We start from the raw sequence: 14,838 nt of genomic DNA on the forward strand, positions 1-14,838 counted from the left end.
GATTTGTTACCGATCCGCGACCGGACCGGCCGCCCGGACCACGAGTCGGGGCTTCGCGGGACCGTCGCCTAGGCTGGTCCCATGACCAGCCCTGCACCCATTGAGATCGACGGCCACCAGGTGGGGCCGGGACAGACCCCGTTCGTCATCGCGGAGGTCTCCGGCAACCACAACGGCTCGCTCGAGCGGGCCCTGGAGATCATCGAGGCGATCGCCGAGTCGGGCGCGCAGGCGGTCAAGTTCCAGACCTACACGGCCGACACGATCACGATCGACGCCAAGGGCCCGCAGTTCCAGATCCGGGCCGACCACGGCCTGTGGGGTGGCCGCACCCTCCACGACCTCTACCAGGAGGCGCACACCCCCTGGGAGTGGCACGCCCCGATGTTCGAGCGCGCCCGTGAGCGCGGCCTGACGCCGTTCTCCAGCCCGTTCGACCCCACGGCGATCGAGCTGTTGGAGTCGCTCGACGCCCCGGCGTACAAGATCGCCTCCGCCGAGGTGGTCGACCTGCCGCTCATCCGCGAGGTCGCCTCCACCGGCAAGCCGATGATCATCTCGAGCGGCATGGCCACGCTCGGCGAGATCGACCGTGCCCTCTCTGCAGCGCGCGACGGCGGCTGCACCCAGATGGTCCTGCTCGCCTGCACGGCGTCCTACCCCGCTGCACCCGAGGACGCCCGACTCCTGTCGATCCCGACGCTCCAGGAGGCCTTCGGCATCCCGATCGGGCTGTCCGACCACACCGAGGGCATCGGTGTCTCGGTGGCAGCCGTGGCGCTCGGCGCCGTCGCCCTCGAGAAGCACGTCACCCTCGCGCGGGCCGACGGCGGTGTCGACTCCGACTTCTCCCTCGAGCCGCACGAGCTGACCGCGCTGGTCCGCGAGTCCGCCGCGGCACGCAAGGCCGTGCAGCCCCCGCGGTTCGGGCCGACCGAGTCGGAGATGGACACCCTGGCGCTGCGTCGCTCCCTCTACGTCGTGACCGACGTGGCCGCCGGCGACCCCGTCACCCGCGACAACATCCGGTCGATCCGTCCCGCGGGTGGCCTCGCGACCGACGAGATCGAGAAGGTGCTCGGTCGCACCTTCACCACCGGCGTGGAGCGCGGCACGCCCCTCACCTGGGACCTGATCTAGGCCGTCTTCACGAACCGCTCGAAGCCGTCGGCGTCGGCCGGCAGGTCGGGCAGGTAGCCGCTCCCGAGGAACAGCCGCCTCGACGCGGCGTTCGCGGTGTGCACCGCCGCGAGGTATGCCGCGACGCCGGCTCGGTCGCCCGGCCCACCTGGGCTGGCTGGCGGGTCCATCGGCGTGGCTTCGCGGGCCAGCCAGGCCTCGCCGGCGGCGAGCAGGCCTGCCGCGACGCCGCGACCACGGCTGTCGGGCGCGACCGTGATCGACACCTCCCACTCCCCCGCGGCCTCGTGGTCCCAGCGGACGGTGCCGACCGGACGACCGGCGACCTCGCCCACGAGCAGGCGCCGGTCGGCGCGGGCCAGGCTGGTTTCCAGCCAGGCGAGGTGGGACTCGAGCGGGACCGGCTCGTGCGAGCGCGAGTTCTCGCGGGTGGCGGGGTCGTTGCGCCAGTGCCAGAGCAGCTCGGCGTCGGCCAGGGTGGCCGCGCGCACCTCGACCTCGCCGGGTCCGCGTGACGACCTGGCACCACCGACCACGTCCTCGAGCGACGAGACCAGGCGCCAGGCGCCGAGCCCGTCGACCATGCGGCCGGCCGCCGACGCGAGGTCGTGCCGTGCGGTGTCGTCGGCGAGCACCGCTGTCAGCGCCGCGGCCATCGACGGGACGTCCGCGACCGCGGACGGGGTGCCCAGGCCGACTGCCGCCCCGGCCCGCAGCAGCGCGAGGTAGCCGGGGACCTGGTTGTCGACCACGGCCAGGACGGCCATCGGGCGGGCCATCGCACAGAGCTCCCACACCGAGGTGCCGGCCGCGGTGACGACCAGGTCGGCGGACGCCATCTCGGTCGGCAGGTCAGGGACCGGGTCGGTGACCGTGAGGGTGCCGTGCCGCCAGTCGTCGGCGCGGGCGGACAGCTGCGGCCCGGTCTGCGCATTGGCCACCACGACGACGTCGAGCTCGAGGCCCGTGGCCGCGAGGGCATCGACCACCCGCGGCGCAGCGCCGGTGGGGTCGACTCCTCCCATCACCACGAGGACCCGCAGGGCAGGGGCGGCCGCCCGCGAGGCCTGCGGGCCGGGCGCGTGCGCGGCGCCAGGACCGCCAAGACCGCCAGGACCGTCAGGACCGTCAGGGCCCAGCGAGTCATCGTCCCCGGCGCGCAGGGAGGTGACCGACCGCCGCAGCGCCACGAACCGTGCACCGCCCAGGTACCACCGGGCCGGCGCCGGCGGGTCGGACCACTGCGCGTCGACGGTGGGGTCGATGACGAGGTCGGCCGCGCGGGCCCCGAAGGGGCCGTCGGCCGTCGTCGACAGCACCGGGGTGGGCGACCCGGCACCGTCGGATCGAAGCGCTTCGAGCAGACCCTCGGGGAGCTCGTAGTGGTCCACGTGGAGGACGTCGAACCCGGCCGCCGCCCGCGCCAGGTCCTCCGGCAGGTCAGAGGGCGACGGTCCGAGCAGGGTCAGGCCGGGACCGACCGCGGCGGCCAGCGCGGTCAGGAACGGTCCCTCGACCCGGCCCAGCAGCGCCACCTCGTGGCCGCGCGCCGTGGCCTCCTCGGCCAGCGCGAGGCTGCGCACGACGTGGCCCACCCCGATGTCCGGCCCTCCGTCGCACCGCAGGAGCAGCCGCATCAGCCGGCTTCCAGCGACTTCTGGGCGATGTCGGCGTTGATCGCGGCCAGGTCGGGCCGGGCCCTCAGCAGCGCGACGATCTCGCGCCGCTCGGCGATGTCGGTGCCCCGCTCGGCCACGATCGCCCGCAGGGCCTCGAGGTCCTGTGGCGTGTCGAGGGTGATCCGCAGGTCGGTGGTGTCAGGGGCGAAGCACAGGCCCATCACCGCGAAGTCGTCTGGCGCGGTGTAGATCCCCGACGTCACGTGGATGCGGTGGTGGTCGGTGGCCGTCGCGTCGACCCGTCGCAGCGCCTCGGCCGTCACCAGCTCGACGTCGAGACCGTGCGGCAGCGTGCGCACCACCACCGTCGAGACGTAGTCGAGGGTGGTGTCTGCCAGCCAGGCGCCGACCACCGTGTCGATGATCGCAGGGTCGGTGAACGGGCAGTCGGCCGTGATCCGCACCAAGGCGTCGGCCGGCTGCTCGTCGAGCGCCTGCAGGTAGCGGGACAGCACGTCGTCCTCGCTCCCCCGCACCACGGGTGCGCCGAGCTCGCGCGCGAGGTCGGCCACGGGGTCGTCGCCGGGAAGGGCGCTGGTGGCCACGACGACGTCATCGACGAGCCGCGCGGCCCGACAGGCGCGGACCACCCACGTGAGCACGGGAAGGCCCCCGAGGTCCTCGAGGACCTTGCCCGGCAGCCGGGTGGATCCCATCCGGGCCTGGACGACGACGATGACGCGCATGCGGCTCCTACGGGGGGTGGGGTGACGTGCCATTATTGCGCCCATGCCTGACGACACCCCTGCACCCTCGTCCGTTCTCTCCGGCTCCTCGATCCTCGTCACCGGAGGCACCGGCTCGTTCGGCAAGGCGTTCATCACCGAGGCCCTGAAGAACCACGACCCCAAGCGGATCGTGATCTTCAGCCGCGACGAGCTGAAGCAGTACGAGTGCCGCCAGCTGTTCGGCGACGACCCGCGACTGCGCTGGTTCATCGGCGACATCCGCGACCGCCACCGCCTCAACCGCGCCATGCACGGAGTCGACTACGTCGTCCACGCTGCCGCGCTCAAGCAGGTCGACACCGCGGAGTACAACCCGTGGGAGTTCGTGCAGACGAACATCGTCGGCTCGCAGAACGTCATCGAGGCCTGCATCGACGCGGGCGTCAAGCGTGTCGTGGCCCTGTCCACCGACAAGGCCTCCTCCCCGATCAACCTCTACGGCGCGACCAAGCTCACCGCCGACAAGCTCTTCATCACCGGCAACCACTACGCCGCCGCCTACCCCACCCGCTTCTCCGTGGTCCGCTACGGCAACGTCATGGGCAGCCGCGGCTCGGTGATCCCGTTCTTCCGCAAGCTCGCGGCCGACGGGAAGTCGCTGCCCATCACGGACCTGCGGATGACCCGCTTCTTCATCACCCTGCCCCAGGCGGTCAAGTTCGTGACCGACTCGTTCGAGATCATGCAGGGCGGCGAGCTCTACGTGCCCAAGATCCCGTCGATGAAGATCACCGACCTCGCCCAGGCGGTCGCCCCCGGTGCGGAGATGCACGAGATCGGCCTGCGCCCCGGTGAGAAGCTCCACGAGGAGATGATCAGCCCCGAGGAAGGCCGCCGGGCGCTGCGCCTCGGTGACCGCTTCGTCCTCCAGCCCGACCTCGCGTCCTGGGGCTACACCGCTCCGGAGCACGGCGAGTCCGTCCCGGACGGCTTCCACTACACCTCGGACAACAACACCGAGTGGTTCACCAGGGAGGACTTCACCGCACTGCTCGAGACGGACGTCTGAGCGTGCTCCCCTACGGTCGCCAGTCGGTCGACGACAGCGACGTCGCCGCGGTCTCGAAGGTCCTCACCAGTGACTGGCTGACCACCGGGCCGTGGGTGCGTTCCTTCGAGTCCGAGCTCGCTGCCCTCGCCGGCACCCAGGGCGCGGTCACGGTGACCTCGGGCACGGCAGCCCTGCACACGGCATACGCGGCCATCGGGGTGGGCCCCGGCGACGAGGTGGTCACCACCCCACTGACCTTCGTGGCCACGGCGAGCACCGCCACCATGCTCGGCGCCACGGTCGTCTTCGCCGACGTCACGCCCGACACCGGCAACCTCGACGCCGCGTCGGTCTCGGCCGCGCTCACCGACCGCACCCGCGTCGTGGCGGGGGTCGACTACGGCGGCCACCCGATCGACGCGCCCGGCCTGCGCGCGGCGATCGACGGGCGCGACGTGCTCCTCCTCGAGGATGCCGCCCACTCGATCGGCGGCAGCCTCGACGGCACCCCGGTCGGGTCGCTGGCCGACGTCACGACCTTCTCGTTCTTCCCCACCAAGAACCTCACGACTGCTGAGGGCGGTGCGGTCGTCGCCACCGACGCCGAGGTGCTGCTCCGCGCCGCGACATTCCGCAACATCGGCATGGTCAAGGACCCCGAGCGCCTGCAGCGCACCGACGAGGGCGCCTGGTGGTACGAGGTCCACGACGTCGGGGTCAACTACCGCCTCCCCGACGTCCTGGCCGCCCTCGGGTCCAACCAGCTCACCCGGCTGGGCCACTTCAAGGACCGTCGCACCGAGCTGCACGCGCGCTACACCGAGGGCCTGGCCGGGCTCGAGGAGCTGGTGCTGCCCCCGACCCGCGCCGGCGCCGACCCCACGTGGCACCTCTACTCGCTGCGGATCCGGGACGGACGTCGCCGCGCGCTGTTCGACCACCTGCGCGACAACGGGATCGGGGTGCAGGTCAACTACATCCCGGTCTACTGGCACCCCCTGTATGCCGCGCAGGGCTACCAGCGCGGCATGTGCCCCGCGGCCGAGGAGTACTACGAGCAGGAGATCTCCCTGCCGCTGTTCCCCGACCTGCTGGACTCCGACGTCGACCGGGTCATCGAGCTGGTCCGCAGGTTCTTGAGTGGCCGAGTCCTGGGTGGCTGAGCCGCTCCCGTCCGACCCCGGGCTCGCGGCCGGCTCCACCGGCAGCACCGCGAGCAAGGCCGTCCTCGGCCGTGGGCTCCTCTACACGATGGGCACGGCCGCCCCGGTGCTCAGCAACGCGGTCGTCACCCCGTTCGTCACCCGCCAGCTGGGCAGCACCGAGTACGGCTCCGTGGCGACCGGGCTGGTGGTCGTCCAGGTCGGCATGATCGTGGCCGGTCTCGGCCTGGCCGCCGCCATCACGCGCCACGGCATCCTCGAGAGCTCCGGCGTCTCGGGCGCCCGGAGCCTGGTGCTGAGGGGCGCGGCCGCTGCCGTGGTCCTCACCGCCCTCGGCGCGCTGACCGCGGGCTGGAGCGCCGGTTGGCTGGGGATCCGCGAGCCCCTCGCGCTGGTCCTCGCCCTCGCCTCGGCAGCCGGCTTCTCGATGGTCGTCAACGTCCAGTCCTACCTCCGGGTGCTCGACCGTCCCCTGCCGTTCGTCCTGCTGTCCCTCGGCAGTGCCCTGGGCGGACCGGTGCTCGGCATGCTCCTGCTCGTCACCGGTGAGCCGACCGCCGCCCGCTACCTCGGCGGTCTGGCCATCGGCTACCTCGCCGCCGCCCTGTGTGGCCTCGCGATGGTCGTGCGCGGGGTCGAGCACCACCGCGGCGACACCCGTCGGGCCCTGCGCGTCGGGGTGCCGACGGTGCCCCACCAGGTAGCCATCTTCCTGGCCAGTGGCATCCTCGTGCTGGTCGCCGGCTGGCTGTTCGGGTCCGCGGAAGCCGGTCGCCTGCAGCTCGCGGTGCTCATCGGGTCGGCCCCGGGGGTGCTCACCTCCAGCCTCAACAACGCCTGGGCGCCGATCGTCTACCGCACCCCCGAGCACGACCGCGCCGAGGTGCTCGAGCACACTGGTCGCGACATCGCCGTGCTCACCGCACTGGCGGCCGGCTTCGTCGCAGCGGCCGCGCCGGTGCTGCTGCGGATCGTGGCACCGGCCTCCTACAGCCCCGGCGAGATGACCCCGGCGGTCGGCCTGGTCGCGGCCGGCACGGTGCTGTCCGTGCTCTACCTCTGCAACGTCCACCTCGTCTTCGCCTCCGGGCGCAGTGAGGGCCTCGCCCTGGTCACGCCGCTGTCGCTGGTGCTGGGAACGGCCGGGGCGTGGCTGGCGGGCCACTTCTTCGGCGTCGCCGCCGTGGGCGTCGGCATGACCATCACGTATGCCGCGATGGCGCTGGGCGTCGCGCGTCTCGCCCGCAGGGTCAGCCCGACCCGCTGGCACGAGCGTGCTCTCCTCCCGGCCCTCGGGCTGGGGTTCGTGCTCTGCGCGCTGGGTGCCGCCCTGCCGGTGGACGGGTCGTGGACCGTGGTGCGGATCGCCGTGGCGGCGGTCGTCTTCCTGGCCAGCCTCGCCATGCTGCGCCGCGTCCTCACCCGCTGACGGGGGTCAGCCGACCGACGCCGTGGGGGGCACCTCGATCGGCTCGACGAGCTGCCCAGCCGCGGGCAGGCTCCGCGGCAGCGGCCGCGGCAGGTAGGACATCGCCGCCCGCAGCCACGGCCCGAAGGCGAGGCCGGTGGGCGCCTCCCCCTCCGTGGCGGTAGGGGGTGCGGCCGGCGCGTCCGCGCGACGACGCAGGTTGATGACCGCCCTCGACACGACCGAGGTGGTCCAGAACTCGGTGGCCGGGATGGCCGGGCCCAGCCCTCGCCAGCCCAGCAGGCGCTCGAGCTCGCCCGGCTCCAGGAGGTGCTGCACGCCCAGCTCGCGGTCCACCACTGGGCGGGCAGTGGCGGGGTCGAGGTGCTGGCCGTGCAGCTCGGGCCAGGTCTGGCGGACACGTTCGTTCATCGCGTCGCTCTCGCCGTCGATGCGCAGGGCGTCGCCGTAGACGCCGAGGTCGGCGCCGAGGTGACCGCCGTAGAGGACCGGGGTCGAGAGCCGGTTGGAGACCACCCGCCGGGCGCGGCCCAGCATCGTCCACAGCCGCCAGAGGAACTCCGCGTCCATCCGCTCCCCCAGCACCACGACGCGGTGACCGGCCCCGGTGTAGGCCCCGAGGATCGCCGGGTCGGCGGCGTCCGCGGCATACAGGCAGGCGGTGGCCGGCCCCTCCTGCTCACGCCACAGCTGGGCCAGCCCGGCGTGGTCGCCGCGCACCCGCTGGGTCTGGATGCCGTGCACCGGCATGAGGACGACCTCGTCGCGCTCGTCCCGCGGCTGCGGCGTCGGGCCCGCCGCGCGGGCGAGGTAGGCGAACTGCGCACCGACCGGCGTCGTCGTGTGCCGCTCCGCCTGCGGGTCCCAGGCCCGCGACTCGTGCGACCAGACCAGCAGGCGCCGCTGGCTCTTGGCGTCGAGCCCGACCTTGGGGAAGTCGCGGAAGTGGGTCTGCACCGGGGAGACGGCGGTCCAGCCGTGTTGCACCAGGCCGTGGATGTGACGAGGTCTCGGCCGACCGGCATACACCGCGAAGGCGGCGCTGTGCCCGTAGAAATGGTTCTGCGACTCCATGCCGGAAGGCTATCGGGGTGGTTGCGGCTCCCCACCGGCGGCGACCACTAGGCTGGGCGCGATGAACGACGACGTCTGGCTCGTGGTGCCTCTCTACAACGAGGCCGCAGTGATCGGCGATGTGGTCGCCCAGGCCCGCGAGACGTTCCCCCACGTGGTGTGCGTCGACGACGGTTCCAGCGATGGCGGCGCGGCCGCTGCGGCCGCGGCCGGTGCGGTGGTGGTCCAGCACCCCGTCAACCTGGGGCAGGGAGCCGCGCTGCAGACCGGGTTCGAGTACGCACTCACCCGGCCCGACATGAAGTGGGTCGTGACCTTCGACGCCGACGGTCAGCACCAGACCTCGGACGTCCTGGCGATGCTCGAGAAGGCCCGCGCCGAGGACCTCGCGGTCGTGTTCGGGTCGCGCTTCCTCGACGACCGCACCGATGCCGGCCTGCTCAAGAAGCTCGTCCTGCGGATGGCCGTCGGCTACACCAACCTGACCACGCACACCAAGCTGACCGACGCCCACAACGGGTTGCGGCTCATCTCGCGGGAGGTCGTCGAGCGGCTCGAGATCACCCAGAACCGGATGGCCCACGCATCGGAGCTGGTGCAGCAGATCGGCGCGCTCGACATCCGCTACGCCGAGAGCCCGGTCCACATCCTCTACACCGACTACTCCAAGGCCAAGGGCCAGTCCCTCTGGAACGCCGTCAACATCCTGGCCGAGCTGATCCTGCGATGAGCCGGCCGACCGCAGGAGTGCGCTGAGATGAACATCGTGCTGATCCAGGTCCTGCTGATCGTCGTCGTGGTGGCGGTGGCCGCCCGGCTGTTCCGGTCGCGCGGGGCCCGCTCGCAGGCGGTGCGCCGGCTCGGACTCCTCATGTTCGCGGCCTTCGCCGTCGTCTCGATCCTCTTCCCGAACCTGTGGAACCGGATGGCCACCGTCGCCGGCGTCCGGCGCGGCACCGACCTGGTCCTCTACGCCCTCGTGGTGGCGTTCCTCAGCTTCACGGTGACCACCTACCTGCGGTTCCGGGACTTCGAGGCCCGCTACACCCGCCTCGCGCGCAGGCTCGCCCTCGACGAGGTTCGCGCCAACGCGACCTCGAGGCCGGCAGCCAAGCCCGTCGCCGACGAGGACGGGGCGGACTCCCCGCCCGCGACCGACCAGGCCTGAGCTCAGGCCTCGAGCGTCGCCAGGGCCGCCTCGGCAGCCACCAGCAGGGTGTCCACGGCCAGCCCGGTGCCGTCGCTCGGGCGGCCACCGCGCTCGAGGGCCACGGCGAGGGCGGCGGCGTCGAGGGCGGACAGCTCGACCCCGAGCGGCCGGGGTGCGGTGTCGCTGGCGATGACGCGCGCGCCGGCGTCGAGCGCCTCGCGCACGATGACCGAGTCGCCGTCCCAGTCCGTCGGCCGCAGGAAGACGCCGGACGATGCCAGGACCGCACGGACCTCCTCGGCGGGCGAGTCGAAGGTCAGGGTCACCCAGTCGAGGGGGGCCACGGCCGCGCGCAGTCGTCCCAGGTGCTCACCGTCGTGGCCGTAGGCCAGCACGCGCAGCGTGGCATCGGGCCAGTCGGCCGCACGGAGGATGCGCACCGCCTCGACGGCGAGCTCGGCGCGGTAGTGCGCGAGGCCGGCGTTGGTCGCCACGGAGACGGCGTGCGGGTCACGCCGGGGAGCCTCGACCGTCGGGTCGGCCGGGGTGGGCACGAACGGCGTGACGACCCGCACCCGCTCCTGGAGCGAGTCGGGCAGCACCCCACGGATCTCGTCGTTGACGGCCCAGATCTCGTCGTAGGCGTGCAGGGCCAGGCGGAGCACGGTCGTGCCAGCACCACCCAGGCGCCGGACCTGCTGTTGCGTCGAGCCCGAGTGGAGCACGACGACGGTGCGCCCGGGCAGCACTGCGAACAGCGGTGCCAGCACCACCGCGCGCCAGAGCCGCGTGATGTGGAACAGGTGCAGGGTGCGGCGACCCCACCAGCCGGGGACCGAGCGGGCCGCCCGCGCGGCGGACCCGGTGTCGACGTAGGCCACGGCATACCCCTCGGCGCGCAGCGCCTGCGTCAGCTGGCGGTGGCTGGCGTGCACGCCCCCCACCTCGCCGTGCTCCTGCGCCCACTGGAGGACGCGGGCCGACCGGTGGGGTGCGCTGGCGCCGGCCATCAGTCCAGCCGCGAGCTGGTGAGGACGCCGACGAGGTGCCCGCCCGCGGTGACGAGGGCCAGCGGGACCATCACGGCGACCAGCACCTGCGTGCCGAGCAGGTCACCCCGCGCCACGTCGACGATGCCTGCCGCCAGTGCGAGCAGGGACGCCTCGACGGCGACGAAGGCGCGGAAGATCGGGAGGTAGCCCATCGCGCGACGGACCGCGGCGAGGCCGGACACCTTGGAGCGGGTCGTGGCGGCCACGTCCTCGAGGACCGGACGCCCGGTCTTCGCCCGCGCCACGTGGACCAGGTCGGTGAACGCCTTGTTGAGCAGGACGACCAGCGCGACCAGCAGCCCGAGCACGGTCCAGCCGCCGACGTCGCCCGGTTCGGAGAGCGACCACCCGTCGGCCCGCAGCCCCAGCGCGGCCGGGATGGCGGCTTCGGTGGCGTAGTGGCCGATCCGGTCGAGGTAGATGCCTGCGGGTGAGAACCTCTGTCGCCACCGGGCGACCTCGCCGTCGCTGCAGTCGAGCAGGATCTGCAGCTGCATGGCCAGCACGCACAGCAGTGGGCCGACGACGCCGGGGAGCGGGAGCAGCAGCGCCCCGACCACGCCGACGAGGATCATCAGCCAGGTGACGCCGTTGGGCGAGATCCGGGTCGGGAGCAGGGCACGCGTCGCGTAGACGGACAGGTGTCGGATGTAGAGGGCGCCGGCCCAGTGCTCGGCGTTGTAGCGCGCGATGTGCTCCGGCGGCTGCGCCACGGCGCGCAGCTCGGCGAGCGACGGGTGGTTGTCCGAGGGGTCGTGGTTCACACCATCACCTCCTCACCCGAGGTGACCGGGCCGGCCTCCGTGCGCGCCCAGGCCCGCCAGCCGAGGGCGGACTCCACGGCATACACGGCGATGAGGGCCAGGGCACCCCACGCGAGGACGGCCTGCACGGGTCCGCCCGCGGCCCACACGAGGACGAGGAGCAGCATCCGGCCGTCGACCCCGAGGGTCACCAGGGTGACCCACGCGCTCGCGGGCGACCCGGTGTCGCGCAGCCGGTAGACCACGTCGTACCGGTGCCAGGCGACGGCGGCGAGGTAGGCGAAGCCCGTCCAGCGGTGGACGTCGGGGGCGGCCACGAGCAGGGCGATGACCAGGACCGACTCGCTGGCCCAGAGGAAGGTGGGCAGCTGCCAGGCCAACCGGCTCTGCAGCGGGGGGTGTGAGCCCGCGCCGACGAGGAGCACGCCGACCGCGACCAGCGCCACCGCCACCCAGGGCTGGTCCGTGCGCCAGGCCACCAGCGCGGCGCCCAGCAGGACGAGCACCCCGAGGAGAGCCACGGCCAGGGGCGCCGGCAGGACACGGCCGGCCAGTCGAGCCACCGGCCCGAGGTCGGCCTGGTGGTCGAGGTGACCCCAGTGCTCCGCGGACAGCGCGTCGTCGGCACGGTGGTCGTCGAGGCCGAGCACCGCCTTGACCGTGCGGCCGCCCTGGGTCCAGACGAGCGCGAAGGCGACGGCGAGGGTGATGGCCCACAGGAGCCACTGGGGGTGGAAGGTGAGGAGGCCGACGGACAGCAGGAGATAGCGCTCGGCGATCGGCAGGTGGAGCACCTTCTTGGTCCAGAACACCGCCTCGGCGAGCCCTCGGCGCGCCGGGGGGATCGTCAGCCGAGCACCCTCCGGCCCGCTGTCGCGGGGTGCGTCGACCGGCACCAGGTCGGGCGTCTCGTGCGCCTTGGCGACGCGGCTGCGGTGGACGTAGGCGTAGTCCTCGAGGTGACGGGCCGTGATGAGCACCATCGCAAGGATCGCCAGCACCCAGAGGTCGGTCCCCCGCCGCTCTGCCACGACGGCCACGGCGGCGAGGAGCGAGTACTCCTTGATCCGGTCGCCGACCGCGTCCAGCCAGGCCCCTAGCGCGCTGAACCTGCGGGTGAACCGGGCGATCTCGCCGTCGACGCAGTCGATGACGATCGCCACCTGGAGGAGGACGGCCGCCGCCACCCAGGCCCAGCGGTTGTCGACCGCGGCGAGGCCCGACGCCACGAGCCCGACCCCGAGGCTGGTCACGGTGACCGCGTTGGGGGTCCAGTTCTGACGCAGGCCGACCGCCGTGACGCGGCGGGACATGGGGCGGATGACGCGGGTCGAGAAGTAGCCGTCGCCGCCGCGGGAGGCGCCGCGAAGTCGTTGCTGCCAGGCCGAACCCGGGGCGCCCACTGCTTCGTCGCTGCCCCGCCGGAAGGCGAACGGCCCCAGGGGGGACGAGCCGACGGCGACCCCGCCGCGGACGAGCACGAGCAGCGCCAGGTCGAACGGGTCGACCGCCGGGTCTGCCGCAGCCGGCGTCGAGGAGGCCGCCCGCCACACCTGTGCGGCCTGCGCGCGGACGGCACCGGAGAGCCGCACGACGCCGAGACCCACGTGCGTGGGAGCCGTGACGGTGTGCCGGGTGGTGCCCACCGAGTGCACGAGCTTCTGCTCGGGGTGCACCCGCAGGAGGGTCAGGTCGGCGCCGGGGGTCCGGAGCGCAGGCAGCTCGACGGTGATGGCGGCGGTGGGGTCGCCGGGGCGGTCGAGCAGGTCGAGGAGGGCCACCGGGCTGATGGTCAGGTCGGCGGCCACCAGCACCAGTGGCGCGACGTCGTCGCCCTCGGCGAGCGAGGCGAGTGACGCCAGCCAGTCGGGGCGGTCGGGACCCCACGGACCCGCCAGGGAGAAGCCGAAGGGGTCGAGCGACTCGCGCAGGTCGGCAGACGGCTCGTCCGCGCCGAGGAAGGCGACCGACCCGCCCGCAGAGTGTCCGTGCACGGCGCGGGCGGCCTCGCTGCCGACGAAGGGCTGCTCGTCGAGCCTCACGCCCCGGCATCCAGGTCGTGGTTGTAGCGGTCCAGCACGTCGGTGATCGGGCCGTCCATCTCGAGGTGTCCCTTCCGCAGGTAGAGACCCCGGGTGCTGAAGCGCTTGAGGTCGCTCTCGGAGTGGGACACGAGGAAGAGCGTGCGGCCGTCGGCGAGCATTGCCTCCATCCGCTTGTAGCACTTCTCGCGGAACGCCCGGTCACCCACGGCGAGCACCTCGTCGACCAGCACGATCGGCTCGTCGAGCGTGGTGACCACGGCGAAGCCGAGTCGCACCTTCATGCCCGAGGAGAAGTGCCGATAGGGCGTGTCCAGCCCGGCCCGGACCTCTGGCCCCGCGAAGTCGACGATCTCGTCGAAGCGCGCCTCGATCTTCTCCTTGCTCAGGCCGTGCAGACCGGCCGTGAGGTAGATGTTGTCGCGGGCCGAGAGCTCGCCGACGAAGCCGCCGGTCAGCTCGATCAGCGGGGCAACACCCCCGGTCACGTCGACCGAGCCCTCGTCGGGCAGGAGGACGCCCGCGATCATCTTGAGCAGCGTGCTCTTGCCGCCGCCGTTGCCGCCGACCAGGCCGACCGCCTCGCCGGCGTGGATGTCGAAGCTGATGTTGCGCAGCGCCCAGAAGGACTCCTTGGGTGCGCTGTTGCGGCCGTGGAACAGCAGCTCGCGCAGCTGCATCCGACGACGACGCGAGCGGTAGAACTCCACCCCGAGGTCGTGCACGGAGATGACGGGATCGGCCATCAGATCTCCTTCAGGACGGCGCGCTCGAGGCGGCCGAAGACGACGTTGCCGATGAGCAGCAGCAAGACCGTCACGACCAGCGACGTGCTGATGGCACCCCACGAGATCGCCTGTTTCCCCTCGTGGGAGAAGAACCCGGCTCGCATCATCTCGAGGATGCCGGTCATCGGGTTGAGCCAGGTCACCTTGTCGTAGGGCTTGGGGACGACGTGGCTGGCGTAGATGACGGGGGTCGCGTAGAAGAGCATCCGCATGAAGATGCGGATCACCCGCTGCATGTCAGTGACCAGCGCCGTCACCGGTGCCAGCAGGAGCCCGAGTCCGGTGAGCGCGACCGCCTGCACCACGATCGCGAACGGGAACATCAGCAGCCACCAGTTGAGGTGGGTGTCGTGCTTGACGAAGTAGATGGCGGTGAAGGCCAGCAGGACCGGGAGCGACAGCAGGTACTCGATGCCCTTGGAGAACACCACCCGTAGCACCCAGATCTCGCGCGGGAGGTTCGTCGACCGGACCAGCTTCGCCTCCTGGATCAGGGCCCGCGAGGTGTCCGTGAGGCAGCCGGAGAACCACTGCCAGGACAGCAGCCCGATCACGAGGAACAGGAAGTACGGCTTGTGGCCGATGTCGCCGCGCTTGAAGATGTAGACGAAGACGAGGAAGTAGATGAGCGACATCAGCAGCGGGTCGAGGACCGTCCAGACGTAGCCGAGCACGCTGCGCGAGTAGCGGACCCGGAGGTCGCGCACGATGAGGGTCCAGAGCACACTCCGCTTGGCCGCGATGGCCTGCGTCCGGGAGATGAGTCTCATTCGTCCTTGCCTGTCGTGTGCCGCGCGCGCGGCGGTTCCATCGGAGGCCATCTTCTCGCGGCGAACCC

At 72.4% G+C, this 14,838-nt stretch carries 14 protein-coding genes; 6 read left to right on the top strand and 8 right to left on the bottom strand.

Annotation, left to right across the window (positions count from 1 at the left end):
* The first annotated feature begins 81 nt into the window (after window positions 1–81).
* Complete coding sequence (gene pseI / locus ACXJKD_RS01300; protein WP_457252516.1) at window positions 82–1,140, top strand: pseudaminic acid synthase; 1,059 nt, start codon at window positions 82–84, stop codon at window positions 1,138–1,140.
* Here the strand turns inward: pseI and ACXJKD_RS01305 are convergent.
* Both ACXJKD_RS01305 and ACXJKD_RS01310 read right to left on the bottom strand, forming a co-directional pair.
* Complete coding sequence (locus tag ACXJKD_RS01305) at window positions 1,137–2,777, bottom strand: GNAT family N-acetyltransferase (protein ID WP_457252517.1); 1,641 nt, start codon at window positions 2,775–2,777, stop codon at window positions 1,137–1,139. The genes pseI and ACXJKD_RS01305 overlap by 4 nt on opposite strands.
* Window positions 2,777–3,505 (bottom strand): cytidylyltransferase domain-containing protein, encoded by a 729-nt coding sequence (locus tag ACXJKD_RS01310; RefSeq protein ID WP_457252518.1) that lies wholly within the window; start codon window positions 3,503–3,505, stop codon window positions 2,777–2,779. The genes ACXJKD_RS01305 and ACXJKD_RS01310 overlap by 1 nt, the downstream gene beginning before the upstream one ends.
* A gap of 43 nt (window positions 3,506–3,548) precedes the next feature.
* Here ACXJKD_RS01310 and pseB point away from each other — a divergent pair, with 43 nt between their 5' ends.
* Genes pseB through ACXJKD_RS01325 form a run of 3 tightly spaced genes read left to right on the top strand, consistent with a single transcriptional unit; the run spans window position 3,549 to window position 7,130 of the window.
* Window positions 3,549–4,556, top strand: a complete 1,008-nt coding sequence (gene pseB / locus ACXJKD_RS01315; RefSeq protein WP_457252519.1) for a UDP-N-acetylglucosamine 4,6-dehydratase (inverting) — start codon at window positions 3,549–3,551, stop codon at window positions 4,554–4,556.
* A gap of 2 nt (window positions 4,557–4,558) precedes the next feature.
* Complete coding sequence (locus tag ACXJKD_RS01320) at window positions 4,559–5,701, top strand: DegT/DnrJ/EryC1/StrS family aminotransferase (RefSeq protein WP_457252520.1); 1,143 nt, start codon at window positions 4,559–4,561, stop codon at window positions 5,699–5,701.
* The gene (locus ACXJKD_RS01325) at window positions 5,679–7,130 is read left to right on the top strand and encodes a lipopolysaccharide biosynthesis protein (RefSeq protein ID WP_457252521.1); all 1,452 of its coding nucleotides are present in this window, start codon (window positions 5,679–5,681) and stop codon (window positions 7,128–7,130) included. The genes ACXJKD_RS01320 and ACXJKD_RS01325 overlap by 23 nt, the downstream gene beginning before the upstream one ends.
* Before the next feature lie 6 nt (window positions 7,131–7,136).
* Here ACXJKD_RS01325 and ACXJKD_RS01330 read toward each other — a convergent pair whose 3' ends face one another.
* The gene (locus ACXJKD_RS01330) at window positions 7,137–8,204 is read right to left on the bottom strand and encodes a hypothetical protein (protein WP_457252522.1); all 1,068 of its coding nucleotides are present in this window, start codon (window positions 8,202–8,204) and stop codon (window positions 7,137–7,139) included.
* A gap of 61 nt (window positions 8,205–8,265) precedes the next feature.
* On the opposite strand from ACXJKD_RS01330, the gene ACXJKD_RS01335 reads away from it, so the two are divergent.
* Together ACXJKD_RS01335 and ACXJKD_RS01340 are read left to right on the top strand one after the other, a co-directional pair.
* Window positions 8,266–8,934, top strand: a complete 669-nt coding sequence (locus ACXJKD_RS01335; RefSeq protein WP_457252523.1) for a glycosyltransferase family 2 protein — start codon at window positions 8,266–8,268, stop codon at window positions 8,932–8,934.
* A 27-nt stretch (window positions 8,935–8,961) separates the two neighbouring features.
* Window positions 8,962–9,372, top strand: a complete 411-nt coding sequence (locus ACXJKD_RS01340; protein ID WP_457252524.1) for a DUF2304 domain-containing protein — start codon at window positions 8,962–8,964, stop codon at window positions 9,370–9,372.
* Window positions 9,373–9,374: 2 nt separating this feature from the next.
* Here ACXJKD_RS01340 and ACXJKD_RS01345 read toward each other — a convergent pair whose 3' ends face one another.
* The 5 genes from ACXJKD_RS01345 to ACXJKD_RS01365 are packed head-to-tail and all read right to left on the bottom strand — an operon-like array spanning window position 9,375 to window position 14,770.
* Window positions 9,375–10,364, bottom strand: a complete 990-nt coding sequence (locus ACXJKD_RS01345; RefSeq protein WP_457252525.1) for a hypothetical protein — start codon at window positions 10,362–10,364, stop codon at window positions 9,375–9,377.
* Window positions 10,364–11,170 (bottom strand): CDP-alcohol phosphatidyltransferase family protein, encoded by an 807-nt coding sequence (locus ACXJKD_RS01350; protein WP_457252526.1) that lies wholly within the window; start codon window positions 11,168–11,170, stop codon window positions 10,364–10,366. Before ACXJKD_RS01350 ends, ACXJKD_RS01345 begins: the two co-directional genes overlap by 1 nt.
* Window positions 11,167–13,212, bottom strand: a complete 2,046-nt coding sequence (locus ACXJKD_RS01355) for a DUF5941 domain-containing protein (protein WP_457252527.1) — start codon at window positions 13,210–13,212, stop codon at window positions 11,167–11,169. Before ACXJKD_RS01355 ends, ACXJKD_RS01350 begins: the two co-directional genes overlap by 4 nt.
* The gene (locus ACXJKD_RS01360) at window positions 13,209–13,958 is read right to left on the bottom strand and encodes an ABC transporter ATP-binding protein (RefSeq protein WP_457252528.1); all 750 of its coding nucleotides are present in this window, start codon (window positions 13,956–13,958) and stop codon (window positions 13,209–13,211) included. Before ACXJKD_RS01360 ends, ACXJKD_RS01355 begins: the two co-directional genes overlap by 4 nt.
* A complete protein-coding gene (locus tag ACXJKD_RS01365; protein ID WP_457252529.1) occupies window positions 13,958–14,770 on the bottom strand; it encodes an ABC transporter permease in 813 nt (270 codons plus the stop codon). The genes ACXJKD_RS01360 and ACXJKD_RS01365 overlap by 1 nt, the downstream gene beginning before the upstream one ends.
* Between the last annotated feature and the right edge of the window lie 68 nt (window positions 14,771–14,838).

The sequence above is a fragment of the Pedococcus sp. P5_B7 genome (assembly GCF_054049895.1).